Annotated in this window: 20 protein-coding genes and 1 tRNA gene; 1 reads left to right on the plus strand and 20 read right to left on the minus strand. The window is 51.3% G+C overall.

What is annotated here, in order from left to right; genetic code table 11:
* The 8 genes from HMPREF7545_RS03785 to ychF all read right to left on the minus strand — a co-directional run bounded on the left by HMPREF7545_RS03785 (window position 1) and on the right by ychF (window position 9,523).
* On the minus strand, window positions 1-1,362 hold the full coding sequence (locus HMPREF7545_RS03785; RefSeq protein ID WP_006696042.1) for a PFL family protein: 1,362 nt from the start codon (window positions 1,360-1,362) through the stop codon (window positions 1-3).
* Between the two features lie 15 nt (window positions 1,363-1,377).
* Entirely contained in the window at window positions 1,378-1,650 is a 273-nt protein-coding gene (locus tag HMPREF7545_RS03790; protein ID WP_006694357.1) for an ACT domain-containing protein, read from the minus strand.
* 225 nt (window positions 1,651-1,875) lie between these two features.
* On the minus strand, window positions 1,876-2,505 hold the full coding sequence (locus HMPREF7545_RS03795) for a hypothetical protein (RefSeq protein ID WP_006694358.1): 630 nt from the start codon (window positions 2,503-2,505) through the stop codon (window positions 1,876-1,878).
* 70 nt (window positions 2,506-2,575) lie between these two features.
* Entirely contained in the window at window positions 2,576-3,055 is a 480-nt protein-coding gene (locus tag HMPREF7545_RS03800; RefSeq protein ID WP_006696040.1) for a hypothetical protein, read from the minus strand.
* Window positions 3,056-3,221: 166 nt separating this feature from the next.
* The gene (gene nifJ / locus HMPREF7545_RS03805) at window positions 3,222-6,749 is read right to left on the minus strand and encodes a pyruvate:ferredoxin (flavodoxin) oxidoreductase (RefSeq protein WP_040571174.1); all 3,528 of its coding nucleotides are present in this window, start codon (window positions 6,747-6,749) and stop codon (window positions 3,222-3,224) included.
* A gap of 277 nt (window positions 6,750-7,026) precedes the next feature.
* The gene (locus tag HMPREF7545_RS10365; RefSeq protein WP_169303779.1) at window positions 7,027-7,251 is read right to left on the minus strand and encodes a hypothetical protein; all 225 of its coding nucleotides are present in this window, start codon (window positions 7,249-7,251) and stop codon (window positions 7,027-7,029) included.
* Window positions 7,248-8,201: a magnesium transporter CorA family protein gene (locus HMPREF7545_RS03815; protein WP_006696038.1), complete on the minus strand. Its 954-nt coding sequence runs from the start codon at window positions 8,199-8,201 to the stop codon at window positions 7,248-7,250. The genes HMPREF7545_RS10365 and HMPREF7545_RS03815 overlap by 4 nt, the downstream gene beginning before the upstream one ends.
* A 215-nt stretch (window positions 8,202-8,416) precedes the next feature.
* A complete protein-coding gene (ychF, locus tag HMPREF7545_RS03820; RefSeq protein WP_006694363.1) occupies window positions 8,417-9,523 on the minus strand; it encodes a redox-regulated ATPase YchF in 1,107 nt (368 codons plus the stop codon).
* Between the two features lie 279 nt (window positions 9,524-9,802).
* On the opposite strand from ychF, the gene HMPREF7545_RS03825 reads away from it, so the two are divergent.
* Window positions 9,803-10,015 (plus strand): DUF1858 domain-containing protein, encoded by a 213-nt coding sequence (locus HMPREF7545_RS03825; RefSeq protein ID WP_006694364.1) that lies wholly within the window; start codon window positions 9,803-9,805, stop codon window positions 10,013-10,015.
* A 57-nt stretch (window positions 10,016-10,072) separates the two neighbouring features.
* Here the strand turns inward: HMPREF7545_RS03825 and amrA are convergent, their stop codons facing one another.
* The 12 genes from amrA to sufC all read right to left on the minus strand — a co-directional run bounded on the left by amrA (window position 10,073) and on the right by sufC (window position 21,104).
* Window positions 10,073-11,470, minus strand: coding sequence for an AmmeMemoRadiSam system protein A (gene amrA / locus HMPREF7545_RS03830; protein WP_006694365.1), 1,398 nt, complete (start codon window positions 11,468-11,470; stop codon window positions 10,073-10,075).
* 153 nt (window positions 11,471-11,623) lie between these two features.
* A tRNA-Leu gene (locus HMPREF7545_RS03835) sits at window positions 11,624-11,708 on the minus strand.
* A gap of 382 nt (window positions 11,709-12,090) precedes the next feature.
* A complete protein-coding gene (locus tag HMPREF7545_RS03840) occupies window positions 12,091-12,375 on the minus strand; it encodes a hypothetical protein (RefSeq protein WP_006694366.1) in 285 nt (94 codons plus the stop codon).
* A 125-nt stretch (window positions 12,376-12,500) separates the two neighbouring features.
* Window positions 12,501-13,295 carry an ABC transporter ATP-binding protein gene (locus HMPREF7545_RS03845; RefSeq protein WP_006694367.1) on the minus strand — a complete coding sequence of 265 codons (795 nt, stop codon included), beginning with the start codon at window positions 13,293-13,295 and terminating at the stop codon, window positions 12,501-12,503.
* Complete coding sequence (locus HMPREF7545_RS03850; protein WP_006694368.1) at window positions 13,295-14,176, minus strand: ABC transporter permease; 882 nt, start codon at window positions 14,174-14,176, stop codon at window positions 13,295-13,297. The genes HMPREF7545_RS03845 and HMPREF7545_RS03850 overlap by 1 nt, the downstream gene beginning before the upstream one ends.
* Window positions 14,177-14,245: 69 nt before the next feature.
* Window positions 14,246-15,238, minus strand: coding sequence for an ABC transporter substrate-binding protein (locus HMPREF7545_RS03855; protein WP_006694369.1), 993 nt, complete (start codon window positions 15,236-15,238; stop codon window positions 14,246-14,248).
* A gap of 28 nt (window positions 15,239-15,266) precedes the next feature.
* On the minus strand, window positions 15,267-16,262 hold the full coding sequence (locus tag HMPREF7545_RS03860; protein WP_006694370.1) for an ABC transporter substrate-binding protein: 996 nt from the start codon (window positions 16,260-16,262) through the stop codon (window positions 15,267-15,269).
* 150 nt (window positions 16,263-16,412) lie between these two features.
* Window positions 16,413-16,865 carry a Fe-S cluster assembly sulfur transfer protein SufU gene (gene sufU, locus HMPREF7545_RS03865; RefSeq protein WP_006694371.1) on the minus strand — a complete coding sequence of 151 codons (453 nt, stop codon included), beginning with the start codon at window positions 16,863-16,865 and terminating at the stop codon, window positions 16,413-16,415.
* Window positions 16,855-18,096, minus strand: a complete 1,242-nt coding sequence (locus HMPREF7545_RS03870; RefSeq protein ID WP_006694372.1) for a cysteine desulfurase — start codon at window positions 18,094-18,096, stop codon at window positions 16,855-16,857. Before HMPREF7545_RS03870 ends, sufU begins: the two co-directional genes overlap by 11 nt.
* Window positions 18,077-18,922: a SufB/SufD family protein gene (locus tag HMPREF7545_RS03875; protein ID WP_006694373.1), complete on the minus strand. Its 846-nt coding sequence runs from the start codon at window positions 18,920-18,922 to the stop codon at window positions 18,077-18,079. Before HMPREF7545_RS03875 ends, HMPREF7545_RS03870 begins: the two co-directional genes overlap by 20 nt.
* Entirely contained in the window at window positions 18,922-20,340 is a 1,419-nt protein-coding gene (gene sufB, locus HMPREF7545_RS03880; RefSeq protein WP_006694374.1) for a Fe-S cluster assembly protein SufB, read from the minus strand. The genes HMPREF7545_RS03875 and sufB overlap by 1 nt, the downstream gene beginning before the upstream one ends.
* Before the next feature lie 5 nt (window positions 20,341-20,345).
* On the minus strand, window positions 20,346-21,104 hold the full coding sequence (gene sufC, locus HMPREF7545_RS03885; RefSeq protein WP_006694375.1) for a Fe-S cluster assembly ATPase SufC: 759 nt from the start codon (window positions 21,102-21,104) through the stop codon (window positions 20,346-20,348).
* Between the last annotated feature and the right edge of the window lie 252 nt (window positions 21,105-21,356).

The following is a 21,356-nucleotide window of genomic DNA, read 5'->3' on the forward strand; positions in this document are numbered from 1 at the left end:
TCAGTTCGTCAGTGACCTCGTAGGTGCAGGGATGCGGCCGCCGCGCGCAATGAATGCCGCCGAGCTGAACGCACTGCGCACGGGAACAATCGGAGAGTAGCCGAGGAGTCCTCCGAACGAGACTCCCTCGCCTACTTTCTTGCCAGGGACTGGGATAATGCGCACCGCTGTCGTCTTGTTGTTCACTATCCCGATCGCAGCCTCATCTGCAATGATAGCTGCAATAGTTGATGCTGATGTATCGCCCTCAATCGCTATCATATCGAGTCCGACCGAACAAACACAGGTCATCGCCTCGAGCTTCTCGATCGTTAGACTGCCGCGTTGCACAGCATCAATCATGCCCTCATCCTCGCTGACGGGGATAAATGCGCCCGATAGTCCGCCGACATGGGAACTCGCCATGAGGCCGCCCTTCTTGACCGCATCGTTGAGCAGTGCGAGCGCAGCCGTTGTCCCCGGAGCTCCGCACGCCTCAAGACCCATCTCCTCAAGAATGCGCGCCACGCTGTCACCAACCTCGGAGGTCGGTGCAAGCGAGAGATCAATGATCCCGAACGGCACTCCGAGGCGCCGAGATGCCTCACGCGCAACCAACTGGCCAACACGCGTGATCTTGAATGCGGTCCGCTTGATCGTCTCTGCAATCTCGGTAAAGTCCGCACCCTTGAGATCCTCCAGCGCATGCTTTACAACGCCGGGGCCGCTGACGCCGACATTGATGACGCGGTCCCCCTCGGCAACACCGTGGAACGCCCCTGCCATAAAGGGATTGTCCCCAGGCGCGTTGCAGAACACCACGATCTTTGCACAGCCGATCGCCTCCTGCTCACGCGTCAGTTCCGCCGTACGCTTGATCACATCGCCCATCTCGCGCACGGCATCCATATTGATGCCGGCCTTCGTGGAACCGATGTTCACCGATGAGCAGACAATATCCGTCGCAGCCATCGCCTGCGGGATCGAGTCGATGAGCACGCGGTCGCCGCGAGTCAGCCCCTTCTCCACAAGAGCAGAGAATCCGCCGATGAAGTTGACGCCGACAGCCTTTGCTGCACGGTCAAGCGCTTCTGCCACAGGTACAAAGGAATCTGTCCGGCATGCATCCGCCGCGATTGCAATCGGTGTGACGGAGATGCGCTTGTTGATGATGGGAATGCCGAATTCCGCTTCGATATCCTCACCGGCCCGCACGAGATCCTCAGCGGAGTGCGTAATCTTCTCATACACATTCTGACAGAACTTGTCAATGTTTGGATGCGCGCAGTCACGCAGGGATATCCCCATGGTAATCGTGCGCACATCGAGACGATTCTCCGTAATCATCCGGTTTGTTTCCCGGATGTCCTCAAATGTAATCACTCTGCCGCTCCTCGCTCAAATGCTGTGCATGACCTGAAAAATTTCCTGGTGCTGAACCTTGATCTCGAGGCCGCACTCCTCTCCCTTTTTCCGCAGCATCTCCTGCAGGTCCTTCAAACGGATCTCCGCATCATCCGGCATCTCAGCAATCATGACCATGTTGAAGAACCCGTCCATGATATTTTGGTTCACGTTCATGATGTTCACGCGCTGCTCCGCGAGAATCCCGCTCACCATCGCGACAATACCGACCTGATCTCGACCGACAATCGTCACAACCAGCTTCATCTTTGTCCCTCCTCACAAGAAACAAGCGTTTACTCAACACAGACATTCATAAAATATACACTAAGTTATAGCAGATAATACCGAAAGCGTCAATAATTATGCAATGATTCAGTCCTTTACGAATGTATATTCTTTGTTATGAGAGGTTTTAAACAATAAATAGCAAACAAAAATACGGTACGTGTCGCAAGAAAATATGCGGTCCATACCGTATCCTCATATGAATCAGAGCCCAAGGTCGCCCATTTTGATTTCTTCCACACGCCCATGCTCAATCTCGAAAGCGAAGCCAACCGTTGGATCTTCTTCGGAAAAGTAGATGTAGTCCTCCCCATAGATCATGCTTGGCTCACCATACACACGACGGAGCTCCTCCAAAGAAGTACCGATACAAACGCCCTTCCCCGAAGCAAGTGTACTGCGCTCTGATATCTTGACCTGGCGTACAAGGCCATCTACGAAATCCAAGGACAAGCCGTCTGTGTAATCATACTCAACAACTTCTTTTCCCGCATAACGCATGGAGCGCTCCGACTCCACTTCAAATGGCGCTCCATAACACGCACGCACATCATCCTCCGAAGCCCCATAAGCGATATCGCCAAGTACCAGCCCGTCGCGTGCAATGCGTGCAGCTGATTTTTGTTCCTCTGCACGATGCTGACGCAATGTCTCCGCCTCGCGCTTGGCAGCATCATCCGCCGAAAGCGTCTGCTCCACAGAATCACGTGCGATGGTGATCCTTTTCTCTTCATTCGTATGCGGCGGCACTGTCACAGTACTGCAAAACGCATCCATTGTAAAGTTCGCAGCGACACCGGCAATGACTGCAATTCCGACAAACGCCGCACCCATTCGAATATTCAACGGCCGTCTCTCCCTCAAAATCCTTTTATGAGCTGTATCACTGCCGCCGTGCAGATACTCAGCGAATCACGCCCATCTTGATCTCGTCGACACGATTATTCTCAATTTCAAAGGCAAAACCAATCGTCTGGTCGCCATCCGCAAAGTAGATATAATCATCCCCGCGTATTGTATCCGGCTGTCCGTAGGCCGCAATCAGCGTATTTACATCCGTGCCGACAGCAATATTTTCCTTTGTCTGAATACCGTTGCGGGCATCAATTTCAATGCGGCGTGCAGCACCATCTACAAAGGTAATGTCAAAGCCGCTGCCATACTCCCATTCGACTGCCTGTCCGCCCGAATAGAAGGGATTATATTTTGTCTCAACTTTATGTGGGGCTCCATATACGCTCCGCACATAATTCTCCGAAGCCCCATACTCGATGCCGCCAACAACGAGCGCATCTTGCGGCACAGACGCCTGTGCCGTCGTCCCTGCCCCAAGGAGACCGACGCCAAGAGCAATGCCCGCAATTTGCCTGCCAATTTTAAACATAATCCACATCTCCTTCACTAAAAACACATTTTCATGAATCCCCAATTCTATTGAAGAATTATAAAGTAAGACAATGAAAAGCCTCTGAAGGATTCTTTTCAGAGGCTTTTCATATGTCAAAAACTGCTGCGGAAAAATCCGCAGCAGTTTTTTCTAAAAAAGAGATTCACGCCTTGCCTGCAAGTTTTTTGTAGTTGTTGTAGCGCATCTCCGCATCCTTCCGTGTCTTTTCAAAGAGCGCCTCCGCGGCTTCGGGAAAATTGGTCTTCAAGCTGATGTAGCGGTTTTCGCCAAGCAGGAACTCTTGGAACTTCGAAAAATCCGGTTCCTTTGAGTCAAGTGTGAACGGATTCTTATCCGTATCAACCAGCTGTGGATTGTAACGATAGTTTGCCCAATAGCCGCACTCGACGGCAAGCTTTCCCTCAAGCTGTGCACAGCCCATGCCTTTGCGAATGCCATGATTAATACACGGCGAGTATGCGATAATGAGAGACGGACCTGGATATGCCTCCGCCTCACTGATCGCTTTGAGTACCTGGTTCTGGTCAGCGCCCATGTCCACCTGAGCAACATAGACGTAGCCATAGGACATCGCCATCATGCCGAGATCCTTCTTTTTCGTCTTCTTGCCCGTTGCCGCAAATTCTGCAATCGCTGCTGCAGGCGTTGCCTTCGATGCCTGACCGCCCGTATTCGAGTAAACTTCCGTATCAAAGACCATGATATTGACGTCTTCACCCGAGGCAAGGACATGATCAACCCCGCCGTAGCCGATATCATATGCCCAGCCGTCGCCGCCGAAGATCCACTGCGACCGCTTCACGAAGTAATCGTGATCGCTGTAGATGCGGCAGAGAAGTTCATCCTCGCCTTTCTCCTTCTCAAGAAGAACGCGAAGCAGGTCGGCACGGTCACGCGTCCCCTCTCCGCTGTCACGCTTATCAAGCCAGAGCTGCATTGCTGCCTGAAGCTCTTCTGAGCCCTTCTTCTCCTCAAGAGCCTGTGTTACGGCAACGGCGATGGACTCACGCACCGCCTTCGTTCCAAGCAGCATGCCGAGGCCGTATTCAGCGTTGTCTTCAAACAGGGAATTTGCCCATGCAGGCCCCTGCCCGTGTACATTTGTCGTATAGGGCATGGCTGGGGCGCTCGCCCCCCAAATAGAGGAGCATCCCGTTGCATTTGCGATCAGCATACGGTCACCGAAAAGCTGTGTGACCAGCTTTGCATACGGTGTCTCACCACAGCCCGCGCATGCGCCCGAGAACTCGAACAGCGGCTTTTCGAACTGAGAGCCGATCACTGTCGTCTTTTTCATCGGGGTATTCTTAACGGAAACTTTCTCAGGATCTACGCCATAATCGAAATACTTTTGTGCATCACGGAGCTTGTCATCGAGAAGAGTCATATCGAGCGCCTTACCCGGGCATACCTGCGCACAGTTGCCGCAGCCGAGACAATCGAGGGTTGAAACTGCTATCGTGAAATTCAGTCCCTTTGCTGGGCGTGATTTCACTGACTGAAAACCTTCCGGAGCCGCCGCAAGCTCTTCATCAGTCGTCAAAATAGGACGAATGGTCGCATGTGGGCAAACAAAAGAACACTGGTTGCACTGAATACACTTTTCCGGACGCCATACAGGTACGGAAATCGCCGTCCCACGTTTCTCAAACGCCGTTCCGCCAAGCGGGAATGTGCCATCCTCCATGCCGATAAGCTCAGAGATCTTGAGCTTATCGCCTTCCTGGCGGTTCATGACATTCTGGACTTTGGTGATGAATTCCGGCGTCTTCTCATTCACCGGCACTTCCTCATCCACAGCATCTTTCCATTCTGCGGGCACATTAACTCGATGGAGTGACGCAATGCCTTGATCAATTGCGCCATTGTTCATGTTGACAACCTTCTCGCCCTTGCTTCCATAGGATGAACTGACTGCGTCCTTGAGATATTTGACAGCATCCTCAATGGGAATGATGTTGGCAAGCTTGAAGAAACCTGACTGCATGACCATATTGAAGCGTCCGCCGAGGCCGAGATCCCGCGCAATTTGGACAGCATTAACCGTATAAAATTCGATCTCATTCTGCGCAATATAACGCTTCATCGACGCGGGCAGATGCGTGCTCAACTCCTCATCAGACCACAGTGTATTAAGCAGAAATTTACCGCCTTTCTTGAGCCCAGCAAGGAGATCGTACTGTCGAACATAGGACTGCTGAGAGCAGGAGATAAAGTCCGCCTTATTGATGAGATATGGACTCATGATTGGTGACTTCCCAAAACGCAGATGACTCATCGTAATACCGCCCGATTTCTTCGAGTCATAGGCAAAATATGCCTGGGCATACATGTCCGTCTTGTCGCCAATGATCTTAATGGCACTCTTGTTCGCACCGACTGTGCCGTCCGAACCAAGCCCCCAGAATTTACATGCCGTTGTCCCCTCTTTCGTAAGGTTGACATCGCCGTGAATCGGCTTGAGGCTGCGATGCGTCACATCATCTTCGATGCCGAGCGTAAAGCCGTGCATCGGCTCATCCTTCTTGAGCTCCTCATAGACTGCAAAAATCTGATCCGGCGTTGTGTCTTTTCCGCCGAGGCCATAACGGCCGCCGACAATAACGGGGGTCATACCGGAGCTGTAATAAGCCGCCTTAACGTCGAGGTAGAGCGGCTCACCGAGAGCTCCTGGCTCCTTCGTTCGGTCGAGAACAGCAACCTTTTGTACCGTCTTTGGAAGATATTTGAAGAAATGCTCGATAGAGAACGGTCGGTAGAGGTGAACAGATAAAATACCAACCTTCTCTCCCTGTGTATTCAAATACTCGGAGACTTCCTGCGCCGTCTGGCAGACCGATCCCATTGCAATAATGATACGCTCGGCATCCGGCGCGCCGTAATAATCAAAGAGATGGTGCTCGCGCCCCGTGATTTTCGTCATCTGAGCCATCGCTTCTTCGACAAGCTCAGGGATTGCGTCATAGTAGCGGTTAACAGCTTCACGTCCCTGGAAATAGATATCGGGATTCTGCGCTGTGCCGCGGATAACAGGATGATCTGGGTTAAGCGCACGGCGGCGAAATGCGTTAACAGCATCCCAATCGAGAATCTTTGCGAGATCATCATAGTCAACGACCTCGATCTTCTGAATTTCATGCGAGGTGCGGAATCCGTCAAAGAAGTTGATAAAAGGGATACGCCCCTTGATAGCAACGAGATGTGCCACTGCAGAGAGATCCATAACCTCCTGCACGCTTGACTCCGCAAGCATCGCAACGCCAGTCTGGCGCGCTGCCATAACATCCTGATGGTCGCCGAAAATATTCAGTGAAGATGCAGCGATTGCACGCGCACTGACATGGAATACACCCGGAAGAAGCTCGCCTGCAATCTTATACATATTTGGAATCATCAGCAGGAGCCCCTGCGATGCCGTATAGGTCGTTGTCAAAGCCCCAACTTGTAGTGAGCCGTGCACTGCTCCTGCGGCACCAGCCTCCGACTGCATCTCAATAAGACGCACCTTCTGCCCGAAGAGGTTTTTCGTCCCCTTTGCTGCGAGGCTGTCGACATGTTCTGCCATGGGCGATGACGGTGTAATGGGATAGATTGCTGCTACATCCGTAAACGCATAGGAAATATATCCGGCGGCTGTATTGCCGTCCATTGTCTTCATTTTTTTTGCCATATTGCTGCTCCCCTTTCGAAAGAAATGCACAAACATTTCTCAAAATACTAAAATATAAACACATAAGCAAAGAATTTATCCCTTCATTTCTTCTTGATAAAAAAAATCAAAAAGATTATCTATGAAGGAGCATCAATCCTATACTTTTCGTTTATTATACAACGGAAAAACAGCCTTGTAAACAAGATAGCAATTCTCAAAAATATAAGCAATTGTTCTTCCCGTTGTTTTATTATGGAGAAAATAACCGATTGTCCTACCAAAAAACGAGCTGCACTCAGCAGCTCGTCCGTCCTAGAAGGGGGTGAAGCGTCGGCCTTAGATCCCGTACTCGTATGAGATAAAGCGCTTCCGTAAGGTCAATATCACGACGGCTGTTGCCATACTCATATACATAGACAGGATGTTCCGCGCCGACCTCACTTCCTGGCATATATACATATTCATCCGTATGTCGATCGCCGAAAATAATGCCGCGCTCAAGCTGCGCCTCGCGCATCAAAACATATCCCTCCGCCAAAGCATATAGACGACTGCAGACGACACGCAGACCGCAATGATGACCACGCGGGTAAATCCCATCGGATCCCCTTCATAGGGCACAGGCACATTCATCCCAAAAAAACTTGAGATCACCGTCGGAATCGCGAGGATAATCGTGATTGCCGTCAGAAATTTCATCACGAGATTCAGGTTGTTCGAGACAATCGAAGAAAACGTATCAGCAAGACGCGCAAGAATTTTACTGTACATCTCTACCATCTCACGAGCCTGTTTATTCTCAATGATAACATCCTCGAGCAGGTCTTCATCTTCCTCGTACATCTTGAAAATATGGTGTACCGTCGTATTTGTGCGCAGGCGCATCAGGCGATCCAGAACCGCTCCGTTCGAGCGCAGTGCCGCATTGAAATACGTGAGGCCCTTCTGCAGCTGCAGGAGGCGTAGGATCTCGCTGTTTTTCATATCATGGCGCAGACGATCCTCAATTTCCTCAGAGAGTTTGCTGATCTGACGCAGATAGCGCAAATAGAAGACATCCGACTTGTAGAGAATCTGAAAGAGGAAGCGCGTGCGCTTGTAGGTACGAAAAAGTTTCGCCGTACGCTCGTTGAACTCTGCCATCACGGGCGTCTCCTCGAGACAGACCGTGATGATGTGCTCGTCCGTGAGGATGATCGCAAGCGGCAGCGTATCGTAGCTGTCCTCACCGCGATAGACTGGCACGTTTGTCAGGATCATGACCGAGTCATCTTCAACATCCGTATGCGAGCGCTCCTCATCATCGAGTGCAGAACGCAGGAAGTCGGGGTCAACCTCGGTGAGCGTACTGACAACCTTCAGCTCGTATGGCGTTGGGTTGACAATATTGATCCACGCCCCCTTGGTAAGCGTCTTAAGAGAAAGCTCTTGAAGAGGACCGGATTCCATGGATTTATAAATTTGAAGCAAGGGATGGCACTCCTTTCCGACCGCCCTCCCCTGTCAGCACAGAACGCTGTCTGTGAAGCAAAGAGAGGACGGGCTGTATATGTAGGGATCGGACTGCAAAGGTGTATCGTCCATGCTCTTCACTTCCTTCCGGCTTTCAGAAATACTTCACATGAAAATGACCGAATGAATTGTAACGCAAAAAGAGCTGCTTGTCCATACCAGCAAGTAAAAACTTATATATTAAAGCGGAAATTCACCACATCTCCGTCACGCATGATGTAGTCCTTTCCCTCGAGGCGTACGAGCCCCTTATCGCGCGCTGCTGCCACACTGCCAAGAGAAACGAGATCATCATAGTTCACGATTTCGGCGCGGATAAAGCCGCGCTCAAAATCCGTGTGAATTTTCCCCGCCGCTCTGGGTGCCGTCGTACCGCGTGTGATCGTCCACGCGCGGCACTCATCCTCTCCCGCTGTGAGAAAAGTTTGGAGGCCAAGCAGGGAGAATGCGCCGTGAATGAGACGATCAAGGCCACTCTCCGCAAATCCGAGATCCTCAAGGAATGCTGTAGCCTCCTCCGCATCGAGCTCTGCAATTTCCTCCTCGAGGCGTGCCGAGATGGTTACGACTTCTGCCCCTGTACGAGCGGCGTATTTCTTCACCGTCTGCACATATAGATTCTCGGCATCTGCCGTCGCAGCCTCGTCCTCACCGACGTTTGCGATATAGAGAATTGGCTTGCGTGTGAGGAGGTTCAGATCGCGCAGAGTCGCCTGCTCCTCGATGGAAAGCTCCACCTCACGCGCAGGCTTTCCCTCATCAAGTGCAGATTTCAGACGCTCAAGCGCCATGTGCTCCGCCTTTGCCTCTTTGCTGCCGGACTTCATGAGCTTTGTCACTTTCGCCATGCGCTTTTCGATCGCCTCGAGATCTGCAAGGCAGAGCTCCGTCTCGATGATCTCAATATCACGCAGCGGATCAACCGCGCCCTCCACATGTGTGATATCTGTACTCTCAAAGCAACGCACAACATGTGCGACAGCATCGACCTGGCGGATGTGCTCGAGAAATTTATTGCCAAGCCCCTCCCCCTTCGATGCGCCCTTGACGAGTCCTGCAATATCGACAAACCGCACGCTCGCAGGCGTCGTCTTCTTCGAATGATAAAGGTCGGTCAATACCTTAAGGCGCCCATCCGGAACCGCCACGACACCGACGTTCGGTTCAATCGTACAGAATGGATAGTTTGCCGCTTCTGCTCCCGCCTTGGTAATTGCATTGAAAAGTGTACTTTTTCCTACATTCGGCAGTCCAACGATCCCGACTTCAAGATTGCTCACGGCTATTCCCTCTTTCAGTGAGTGAGATTTATCTGAAATAATGATATATTTTCCTGAATCATAACGTATACACTCGTTATGTTATACCAAAAAACCTGAAGAAGGTCAATCGTCACGGGTTTTCAAACACAGATAAATATATTCGATATTTTTTCTTATGAACATACATGCAAATGTTGCAAATGGCACTTCCCTTTTTAAAATCTTGTGATATAATCTGAGGCAAGCAGGGGATTCCCCTTTACAGTCAATTCACTTTCACGATATAGGAGGTCTATCATGGCAATTACAAAGGATATGAGCATCATCGAGATTGTGCAGACATATCCCGATACCGTCGAGATTCTGATGAATGCAGGCATGGGCTGCCTCGGCTGCGCAGCAGCACATTTCGAGAATATCGAGCAGGGCGCAATGGCGCACGGCATCGACATTGACGCACTGATTGATGCGCTCAACGAGTCCATCGGCGAGACGGCAACAGCGCAGTAAGCACTGAACGAGACAGAGGGCATGAAACCCGTTTGGGTTTCATGCCCTCTTTTTATCTCAATGATGACGAACAACTTCAAAACGCGCAAGCGAAATTGGTTCTTTCGGTTGAATACGGGCCTTCTCGCGGGCGGCAGTGATCTGCTCCTCTGCCGTATCAATTCCAGCAAGATCTGGCAAAAGAAGGCCGCGCCTATTATCTGTAAGACTCTTTACAATCACGCCGTAAACCTTTGGATCAAGCTCGGCCGCCGAAGAAATCGGCTCAGGTGCACTAAGAACGTCAACGCTGTAGACGAGGCGATTCAGTTCGCCTTCTGCGATGGGATTAAAGCGCCCGTCATGCGCCGCAGCCGAAACTGCATTGTACAAAATTTCCTCGGCGAGATTCTTCTGCGCCGGCAAGAATGTTCCAATACAACCGCGTAGCCTGCCGTATTTCTTAATGGAGACAAACACGCCTGCACATGTTTCCGTCAATTCGCGCGGTAGTTCATGTGGGAGAGGCATATACGCATGCGTCCGAACATAATGCTCGATGCTCTTGCGTGCCAGACACACATAGGCATCCTCTGACGCACGCAGGTCGGTAATCGCCTCATCCTCGCTGCGCGTAAGCTGTGCAGCGAAGTCATGTCCTGCATCAGCACCCGTCACGGTAAAAGAAGCGACAGCATAACCAACGCCGAAAGGCCCCTCATAGCTGTGAAGCCGGCTCTCCATTGACGTGCAGTCCAGCACCCCCGCGAGCATCCAGAGCCCATTCAGCCCGCAGTGCCCTGCCGTCTCGGCGTAGCTGCCCGGGATCTGCAGGAGAGACAGAAAATCCCCGGCTTTCATAAAGGTGCTGCAGAGTCCATCAAATTCTGCGCCTTCCGGTGCAAATCCATTGGGTCCGCCTGCTTGGAGGCGATGTGAGAGATCTCCGCTCGCAATACAAATTGTCCGCCGTCCAAGCTTTTTAGCCGTCGCAGCAATACACTGTCCAAGCAAAGCATGCATATGGGCAGGAAGGCCTGAGATGCCGATACGCACAAATTTTACCGCTGCATCTTCCAGATATTCACTCAGAAAAGCCAACGGTATCATCGTGCCGTGATCAAGCGAGGCATCCCTCTCCCCAAGGGTTCCCGCGGGAATCTCATTCTCTTCCGCCGCTGCAGAGAGAGCCCGCACAAAGTCCTCATCATATTCAATCCCCACAGATATCTCAGGATGACCGAATGCAGCAAAATTCCCCTCAGCGCCCGCTCCTGGCGAAATATGAAAAAAATCATCATATCCTGTTGCATGCGGACTGATAATGACAACGGTATCAGGATGGAGCGCTGCTGCTGCACACATCGTTTCATGATATGCCCGAATGGTCGCTGCAATTCCCCTCTCCCGTCCGGCACCAATAGCGGGGATGATGAGCGGCGGATGCGGAACGGCATAGGCGGCGAGAACAGCCATTATTGTTCACTCCTTCTCCGACGCAGAAAAAAGCCGACTGCATCACAGTCGGGCGATACGTGGGCCACAATACGAATCAGTACAAAACTTCCCTGTTGAGGAAATAAATTATGCAAAGACTTGTTGGCACAAAAAGCAAAAATATATTTAAGATGGTGCGGATGAAGGGGGTCGAACCCATACGCCTTACGGCACTGGATCCTAAGTCCAGCGCGTCTGCCAATTCCGCCACATCCGCATTAAAAATTAAGAATTCTCAGCATGCGTATTCTATCACGAAGGCACAGGACTGTCAATCTGCACAACTTCCCGAGAGAGAAACATTCCGGCGCTCCCCTCGCATACGGAGTTCCACGCATAAGACTACACTTCTCCCAAGTGAAACAAAGGAGTATCCTCCCTTCCTCCCTTCCTCTCTTCGTTTTCTCTTCTTGCTTTCACTTCAAATTTGAAAAGCAAGCGATAAAGAAAGGGTCCCCCTGATTTACTGCATAAGAAAATACGCCTCCCACCGGGCAGCGGGAGGCGTATTTTCGATAGAGAGAAAGAAATGTAGGGAATGTATGTGAATTCTGCGGAAGGGAAGGCCGCAGAAAACTCACCTAAATAAGTTGTAAGCCTTAGGTATTCTTTGCAATGAACGCACCAACGACGGCACCAACAATTGCGGCAGTCGTGACGGAACCCTGCGAGTACCCCTTGCGCCTCGGCTTCTTGCGGCGTGCCGCAAGCTGTGTCACCTCGATGGAGTCACCATAGCTCGTACGCACATCCATCGTGCGCGGCACATCTGCCGTGTAACGCGGACTTGCCTCTGCAATGGCAGCGCTCGTACCAACAAGGCTGAGCGTCATTACGCCAAAGAGTGCAACAGCTATCGATTTTTTTACTTTATTCGTATTCATAAATACTCACTCCTATCCAAGGGGCTCGTAAAAGACTGCACACCGTTTGTGTGCTCTGCTCTTGCTTACATGCATAATATAGCGGAACGATTTTAGAACGTCTTGTGAGAGGCGTTAGTTTTAAATTAGCTTAAAAGAAGACTATCATTAGCGAGCTCGCTTCCCGCTGCCTGTTCAAACATGGAAAGGAGATCGCGTGTCGTCAGCCCCCGCTTCTCCTCCTGGGGCACATCGAAAAGAATACGGCCCTCGTGCAGCATGATGAGACGATTGCCGTAACGGAGCGCATCTCTCATATTGTGCGTGATCATCAGCGTCGTCAGTTGATCTTCCGAAACAATCTGCTGCGTCAGCTCAAGGACCTTTGCCGCTGTCTTTGGATCAAGCGCCGCCGTATGTTCATCAAGCAGGAGCAAATTTGGTTTCACAAGCGTCGCCATGAGAAGTGTCAATGCTTGCCGCTGTCCGCCGGAGAGAAGCCCCACACGTGAGGAGAGGCGTTCCTCGAGACCGAGTTTAAGGCGCCCAAGTTTCTCACGGAATATATCGCGCATCTCGCTTGTCGATCCCCAGCGTAGGGTCGGCATTTGTCCACGCCGCGCAGCAATAGCCAGATTCTCCTCGATCATCATCCGGGCAGCCGTTCCCATCATCGGATCCTGGAAAACCCGCCCGATAAACTTTGCACGCCGATGCTCCGGCCACTTGGTAATATCTTCTCCTGCAATAGAAATTTTACCGGTGTCAACAGAGATTGCTCCTGCAATGGCGTTCATCAGCGTAGACTTTCCCGCGCCGTTCCCGCCGATGACGGTCACGAAATCGCCAGGGTTCAAATGCAGTGTAATACCGCACAGGGCTTTCTTCTCCGTAATCTTCCCCGGATTAAATGTCTTTTTGATGTCCTCGATGCGCAGCATTACTGGACCCCTTTCTTCATCGTATTATACTTCGATTGAATGAGGGGCAGTGAGAGCGCGATTGCCACGAGGATTGCCGTAAAGAGTTTAAGATCGTTCGGCGGCATCCCGAGTTGGAGAACAATCGCAATAACCGCACGATAAACAATGGAGCCGAGGACAACAGAGATCAGCCAATTCTTAAAACTGCGCGTACCGAACAGCACCTCACCGATGATGACGGAAGCAAGCCCAATAACAATCGTGCCAGTGCCCATGCCGACATCTGAAAAACCGTTGCTCTGCGCGACAAGCGCGCCACAGATTGCTACAAGGCCATTCGAAAGGAGCAGGCCCAAAACAATCATCACATCTGTATTTACACCGTTTGCACGGATCATATGGGGGTTCGCGCCCGTAGCACGGATTGCCATGCCGAGCTCCGTGCCAAAAAACCAATACGTCAAAAGAACAGCGAGTATAACAACAACCGTACCAATGAGGAGAACATTCGCCGCCGCATCGAGGCTCCAGATATTCCATTCCGTAAACAGGGTCTCTTGCTGAAGTAAGGGGAGATTCGCCTTGCCCATGACACGCAGATTGACGGAGTACAGTCCGATCATCGTCAAAATTCCCGCGAGCAGCGCAGGTATCTTAAGTTTCGTGCAAAAAAAACCTGTGATAACGCCGGAGACACACCCTGCCGCACAGGCGACAAGAATTGCCGCGATCGGCGTATAGCCCGATACGAGCATTGATGCAGCAATAGCTGCTCCCAGAGGAAAGCTGCCCTCAACCGTCAGGTCGGCAATATCCAGAACACGATATGTCAGATAGACGCCAAGCGCATAAAGCCCCCAAAGGACACCCTGCGCAGCCGTCGCAATGACGAGATCCATAACGTCACTCCCTATAAGTCCGAAAAAAAGCGGACACGCTGCGTGTCCGCTCCGCTGTGTTTAGACCACTCACGGCACAATTGTCGCACCATTCAGCACATCTGCCGGAATCGTCAGACCGATCTTGTCTGCGTTCTTCTTGTTGATAACGACCGTGAGATCGCGCGCCGTCTCGATCATCATATCCGCCGGCTTTGTCTTTCCCTCAAGGATGTCCGCCGCCATATCGCCCGTCTGGACACCGAGCTTGTAGTAGTCAATCCCCTTGGTTGCAAGAGCACCCGCCGTGACGCCGCCGATATAGCCACAGATCACACCTTTGCCCGCCGGGTCTGTGACACTCGTGAGCGTCGGCATCGCCGATGCGATTACATTGTCCGTCGGCTCGTAGAACACGTCTACATCATCAATCATGCTCTGCGCAGCCTGTTGGATGTCGTTGACCGTCGAAATAGTCGCCGTGCGCACTGTCAGGCCCTTCGACTCCGCATATTCCTTCATTGCCTTGACCTGAATTTCGGAGTTGATCTCGCTGGAGGAGTAAATCGTACCGATGATCTTTGCATTCGGATACAGCTTCATCAAGAGATCAATCTGATCGGCAATCGGGCTAATGTCACTTGTACCCGTAACATTTCCGCCCGGCTTCTCATTCGTCTTCACAACCTTCGCGCTCACATAGTCTGTGACCGCGGTGCCGACAATGGGAATCTCCTTCGTCGCATTCGCTGCAGACTGGACTGCCGGCGTTGCAATCGCACAAATGAGATCCACCTTATCGCTGATAAAGCGCTGGACGATATTCTGGAGATTCGACTGATCTGCCTGTGCATTCTGGCGATCAATCGTAAGATTCTTCCCCTCCTCATAGCCGCGCGCCTTGAGTCCGTCCACAAATCCACGATTCGCATCGTCGAGCGAGCTGTGCTCGACAAGCTGAACAATACCTACTTTATATGTTTTTTCACCTTTATCCGCCTGTTCGCCGCAGCCTGCTGACGCCAGAATTCCAAGGGCAGCAATGCCAAGGGCGACGCATTTTGCGATTTTTTTCATACGCATCGAATCCACACCTTTTCTAGTTCAATCATTACTCCACCAGAGTTGCATCCTTGAGTACATCCTCCGGAATGGTAAGTCCCAGCTTTGCCGCATTTCCCTTGCTGATGACGAGTGTCAGATCGCGTGCTGTCTCGATCGGCATATCAGCCGGCTTCTTCTTGCCTTCGAGAATATCTGCTGCCATATCGCCCGTCTGGACACCGAGTTTATAGTAGTCGATGCCGTAGGTTGCGAGGCAGCCGCCTGTTACCATAAACGGCTCTGCGCAGATAACGGCTTTCCCCGCTGCATCTGTCACGCCCACAAGCGTCGGAATCGAGGAGGAGATGACATTGTCGGTCGGCTCATAGAATACATCCACTTCGCCGACAAGGCTCTGTGCCGCCTGCTGAATATCATTGACGGTTGAGACTGTCGCAGCGCGCACCGTGAGGCCCTTCGACGCGGCGTATTCCGTCATCGCTTTGATCTGAATCTCCGAGTTGACCTCGCTGGAGGAATAGATCGTCCCAATGGTCTTTGCGTTCGGATAGAGTTTGATGAGCAGGTCGATTTGTTCTTTGATCGGGTTCAGATCGCTCGTCCCCGTGATATTTGCTCCCGGCTTCTCATTGGTCTGCGCGAGTTTCGCACTCACATAGTCCGTGATCGCCGTACCGACGATGGGAATATCCTTCGTTGCATTCGCTACAGACTGCGCTGCAGGCGTTGCAATCGCACAGATCAGATCTACCTTGTCGCTGACAAAGCGCTGGGCAATGTTCTGGAGGTTTGACTGATCAGCCTGCGCATTCTGGCGGTCGATTGTGAGGTTCTTCCCCTCCTCGTATCCGCGTGCCTTCAGCCCGTCGATAAAGCCGCGATTCGCCGCATCGAGAGCGTTGTGCTCCACGAGCTGGACGATGCCGATCTGATAGGACTTCTCACCACTTGCCTGCTGATCGCCGCCGCAGCCCGCCGTTATAACGAGCCCGAGTGCTGCGATGCCAAGAGCGATTGTTTTCATTGCCTTTGTCATCTGCATCGAATTCCCACCTTTTCTATTGTTTTAATTTTTCAATACTTGTTTATTATACATGGACATGGTCAAAAAAGCTAGTATCCACATGATGAAAAATGGCAAAGGACTGCCTCGGAAAGTGAAACCTCCCCTAACGCAGTCCCTATTATTATATTATGATGTTCGTCTCCCTTGCAGGATATCTTCAAGCGTATGCCATGCAAGCACCGCACATTTCACACGTGCGGGCATATTCGAAATGTTCTTGAGCGCTATCGCCTCGTCAAGTTCTTCGAGCGCGGCATCATCTGTAACTTCACGCTTGATCATCGAAGTAAATAACTGTGCCAGGCGATGCGCCTCCTCGACAGTTTTGCCGCGCATGAGATCAATCATGATATCCGTACTCGCCTGCGAGATGGCGCAGCCAACACCCGTAAAAGCAGCGTCCTTAATGATCCCGTCCGTGATCTCAAGTTCAAGCGTAATCTCATCGCCGCAACTTGGATTGTGTCCACGTTCACGCACTGTTGCAGATGAAAGCGTTCCCTTATTTTCGGGCAAACGGCTGTGTTCCCCAATCACCTCTGTATAAAGGTCACCGAGGGCTATTCCGTCAGTCGGCATAGCCCAACACCCCCCGTACCTTTTTCAAAGCATCAATGAATTGATCGACATCATCATGCGTATTATAGAGGTAGAAACTCGCACGACAGGTTGCGTTCTGCCCGAGATAGCGCATCAGCGGCTGAGCGCAGTGATGCCCTGCTCGTATTGCAACGCCATGTGTGTCGAGAATTGTAGACACATCGTGCGGGTGGATATCCTTCACGTTGAATGTGATGATGCCAGTCTTGTTGCCGCGTGTGCTGTCGCACCCGTAGAGCTCCACAAACGGAAGCTCGCGCAGCTTTGGCAGCGCATAGGAGAGCAGGTCTCGTTCAATCATCTCGATACGGTCAAAGCCGACCTTTTCAAGATAGTCGATCGCAGCGATCAGCCCAGAGGCCCCGCTGACATTTTGGGTACCTGCTTCAAACTTTGCCGGGAGCTCTGCGTAGGTTGTATACTGTTCGCCCACATACTCGATCATATCACCGCCAAAGAGGAACGGAGGCATAGCATCAAGGATATCATATTTCCCATACAGCACGCCAATGCCCATCGGCGAGAGCATCTTATGTCCGGAAAATGCAAAGAAATCCGCATCCATTGCCTGTACATCCACCTTGATATGCGGTACGCTCTGAGATCCGTCGACAACAACAACTGCACCGACCTCATGAGCACAATCTGCAATCACCCGAACATCGTTAACCAGGCCAAGCACATTGGACACATGGGTTACGGCGACAATCTTCGTCCGCTCCGTAATTTGTGACGCAATATCCGCCGCAGAGAGATTCCCATCCTCCTCGAGATAGATGTACTTCAGCGTTGCACGGCGCGCCTTCGCAACAAACTGCCACGGCACGATATTGCTGTGGTGCTCCGAGACCGTTATGACGATCTCATCACCCTCACGAATATTGGCACGCCCATAGCTATACGCAACAAGGTTCAGCGCCTCCGTCGCATTCTTCGTAAAGACAATCTCCTCCGACCGCGCCGCGCCAATGAATTTCTGCGTGCGCACACGTGCCGTCTCATAAATATCCGTCGCCTTTACCGAGAGTTCATACGCTCCGCGATGCGGGTTCGCATTATAGTAGGTGCAATAATCTGCGACCGCTTTGATGACTGCCGCAGGTTTCTGCGTCGTAGCGCCGTTGTCGAGATAGACAATGGGACGACCATTCATCTTCGTCTGCAGAATGGGAAAATCCTGCAAATATTCGTTAAAGCTCTTGTGCTCCACCCAAAAGTCTCCTCTCAAGATAGTGTGCGATCTCTGCGCGCAGTTCGTCATTCTCGATACGTGCAAGCACAGGCTCAAAGGATGCCTCCACAATGAGCTGCTGTGCTGCACGATCATCGAGTCCCCTGCTCATCAAGTAGAAGAGCTTCTCCTCATCCATTTTCCCGATACTGACTGCATGATGTCCGTCTACGTCTCCCTCATGTGAGAGCATGAGAGGAACGCTCCGGTTGCGCACATGCGGCGAGAGAATCGTGACTTCTTCGTCCTCTTTTCCGGTCGATCCGCGCGCTCCCTGAACAAAGTCCAGAGTTCCCCGGAATGTCTTGACGCTGCGGTTCAGCAATGCGCCGCGTACCTGCATATTTGCATCTGTGCGCTGCCCTTCCTGACGAATGATATAATTGAGATCAATCTTACGCTCGGCGTCACCGAAGTAAAGCCCCCAAACATCTGCGCGTGCTTCATCACCCGCGAGCGTTACATGCAGCTCTGATGCCGTATGCGCTGCTCCAATCTCGGCAATCGTACAGGAGAACAGCCCCTGTTTGCCAACCTCCGCCTTGATGCGGCTCGCCGCCGATCGATCCGTCGATACAAACTGAACAAAGGTAACATGCATTTTCGCTCTTTCAGGAACATCGACGGTGATTTCCTGTAAACCACTCTCACGCAGATCAATGATATAACTTTTTTGCTCGCCGGGCATACAGGAGAGCGTTACGCTTTTTGCTTTGCCGAGATTCTGCGGCAGGGGGAGTTCGTTAACTCCGAGCCAACGCCATGTCAACAGGGGGATTTTGCTGAAAACTTCCCGCATTGCCATCACCCCATTGTCCCTTCCAACTCGATATTGACCAAGTTGTTCATCTCGACTGCGTATTCCAGAGGGAGTTCCTTCGCAATCGGCTCCACAAAACCGCGAACGATCATCGCTCGCGCTTCATCTTCATCAATGCCGCGGCTCATCAAATAGAAGATCGCCTCATCACTGATGCGGCCGATCTTCGCCTCATGTCCGATATCCACCTGATCGCACATAATATCCATCACGGGGAGCGTATCGCTGCGCGACTCCGAGTCAAGCATCAACGACTCACAGTCGACGGAACACTTCGCACCGACAGCACGCGGCGTCACCTTGACGGCACTGCGATAAACTGCAACACCGCCTGCCTTTGAGATTGACCGCGTACTGATATTCGCCGAAGTATTCGGTGCGTCAAAGATCACTGTCGCCCCTGTATCAAGCTCCTGTCCCTTCGATGCAAATGTAATTCCCGTGAACTCACAAGTCGCGTTCTCCCCATGCAGAATACTGGTCGGGTAGAGCATCGATACATGCGAGCCAAACGATCCGGAGACCCATTCAATCGCACCGTTTTTTTCCACGATGACGCGTTTCGTATTAAGATTCATCATATTGCGCGACCAGTTTTCGATCGTCGAGTAACGCAGCCGCGCATTCTCCCTGACGAACAGCTCAACGCAGCCAGCATGGAGATTGGTTACATTATACTTTGGCGCAGAGCAGCCTTCGATAAAATGAAGGTATGCTCCCTTCTCCACAATAATGAGTGTATGCTCAAACTGACCGGCCCCCGCTGCGTTGAGTCGGAAATAGGATTGCAGCGGGATATCCACCTTGACCCCCTCGGGCACGTAGACAAACGAACCGCCTGACCATACAGCGCCGTGCAGGGCCATGAATTTATGGGCTGTCGGCGGGAGGAGAGTCATAAAATACTCGCGTACAATATCGCCGTATTCCTGCAGCGCCGTCTCCATATCCGTGTAGACGACCCCCTGCTCCACAAGCGACTTTTGAATCGAGTGATAGACCACCTCAGAATCGTACTGCGCACCAACGCCTGCAAGCGTCGTCTTCTCCGCCTCCGGAATCCCAAGCCGATCAAATGTCTCCTTGATATCCTCGGGCACCTCGTTCCAGCTCCCTGTCATTTTAGCATCTGGCTGAACATAGGTCACGATATGATCCATATCGAGATACGACAGATCAGGCCCCCATGAAGGAAGCTCCATCGTGTGATAGGTATCGAGCGATTTCAGGCGAAACTCCAGCATCCATTCTGGATCATTCTTGCGTGCTGAAATATCACGAATAATCTCCTCCGTCAACCCGGATGCTGACTTATAGATAGAACGATCCTCATTCGTAATATCATAAATTGTTCGCTCAATATCGGCAACCTGTGTTTTTTTCTTTGGTACAAAATCCTCCATCCGGCTCACCCCACTTTTCCCTGATCCGCAAGGATGTGAGTGAACCCTTCATCATTAATTTGCTGAACCAGCTCCGCTCCGCCTTCGCACACAATTTTCCCATGCGCAAGAACGTGAACATAGTCGACCTGGAGCTTATCGAGGATCTTAGCATTGTGCGTGATAATGAGGCACGCGTTGTTCGATGTGTGAAACCTTGCCACGCCCTCAGACACAATTTGAACTGCATCCACATCAAGACCCGAATCCGTCTCATCAAGCAATGCCAGTTTCGGATGGAGCATAAGGAGCTGCAGCACCTCGCTGCGTTTCTTCTCACCGCCCGAGAACCCGACATTCAGATAGCGTTGTGCATAACTTGGATCGATCTGCAGCTCTTCCATCATCGCATTGAGTTCTTTACGGAACGGAAGCAACTTTATCTTCTCTCCCGTCATCATCTGACGCGCCGTCCGAATCATGTTCTCTACCGTAATACCCGGGATTTCCTCCGGTGACTGAAATGCGAGAAAAAGCCCACGCCGAGCACGCTCAAATGCGCGCAGTTCACCAATATCCTCCCCCTCGAACATCAGATTTCCACCCGTGACCTCATACTTTGGATGTCCCATGATAACATTCATCAGCGTAGATTTCCCAGAACCGTTCGGTCCCAGGATGACGTGGACCTCCCCCTTGCGGATCATGAGGTCCAGACCTTTTAAAATTTCCTTTCCCTCAACGCCCGCATGAAGATCCTCTATCTGCAGCAATATACCTGCCATTATAAACTCTCCTTAAAATAATCTGTTGTTTAATCCCTACAAAAATACTCGGGATTTACTTTTTCATCATTGTAGGTGCTTTCATATAAAAAGTCAATAACCTCAAATATCATCTATAAATTAAATAAATAATTGAGATTCTTTTTCATAGTTATCCATAGGAAAAAGCTCCTAAACGTCTCATATGCTCTGGTATTATATATTTGCTATTAAAAATCCGTATTTTCTGTAATATAAAAGAGCCCGTGAAAA

It is taken from the genome of Centipeda noxia ATCC 43541 (genome assembly GCF_000160555.1).
Lineage (GTDB): Bacteria > Bacillota > Negativicutes > Selenomonadales > Selenomonadaceae > Centipeda > Centipeda noxia.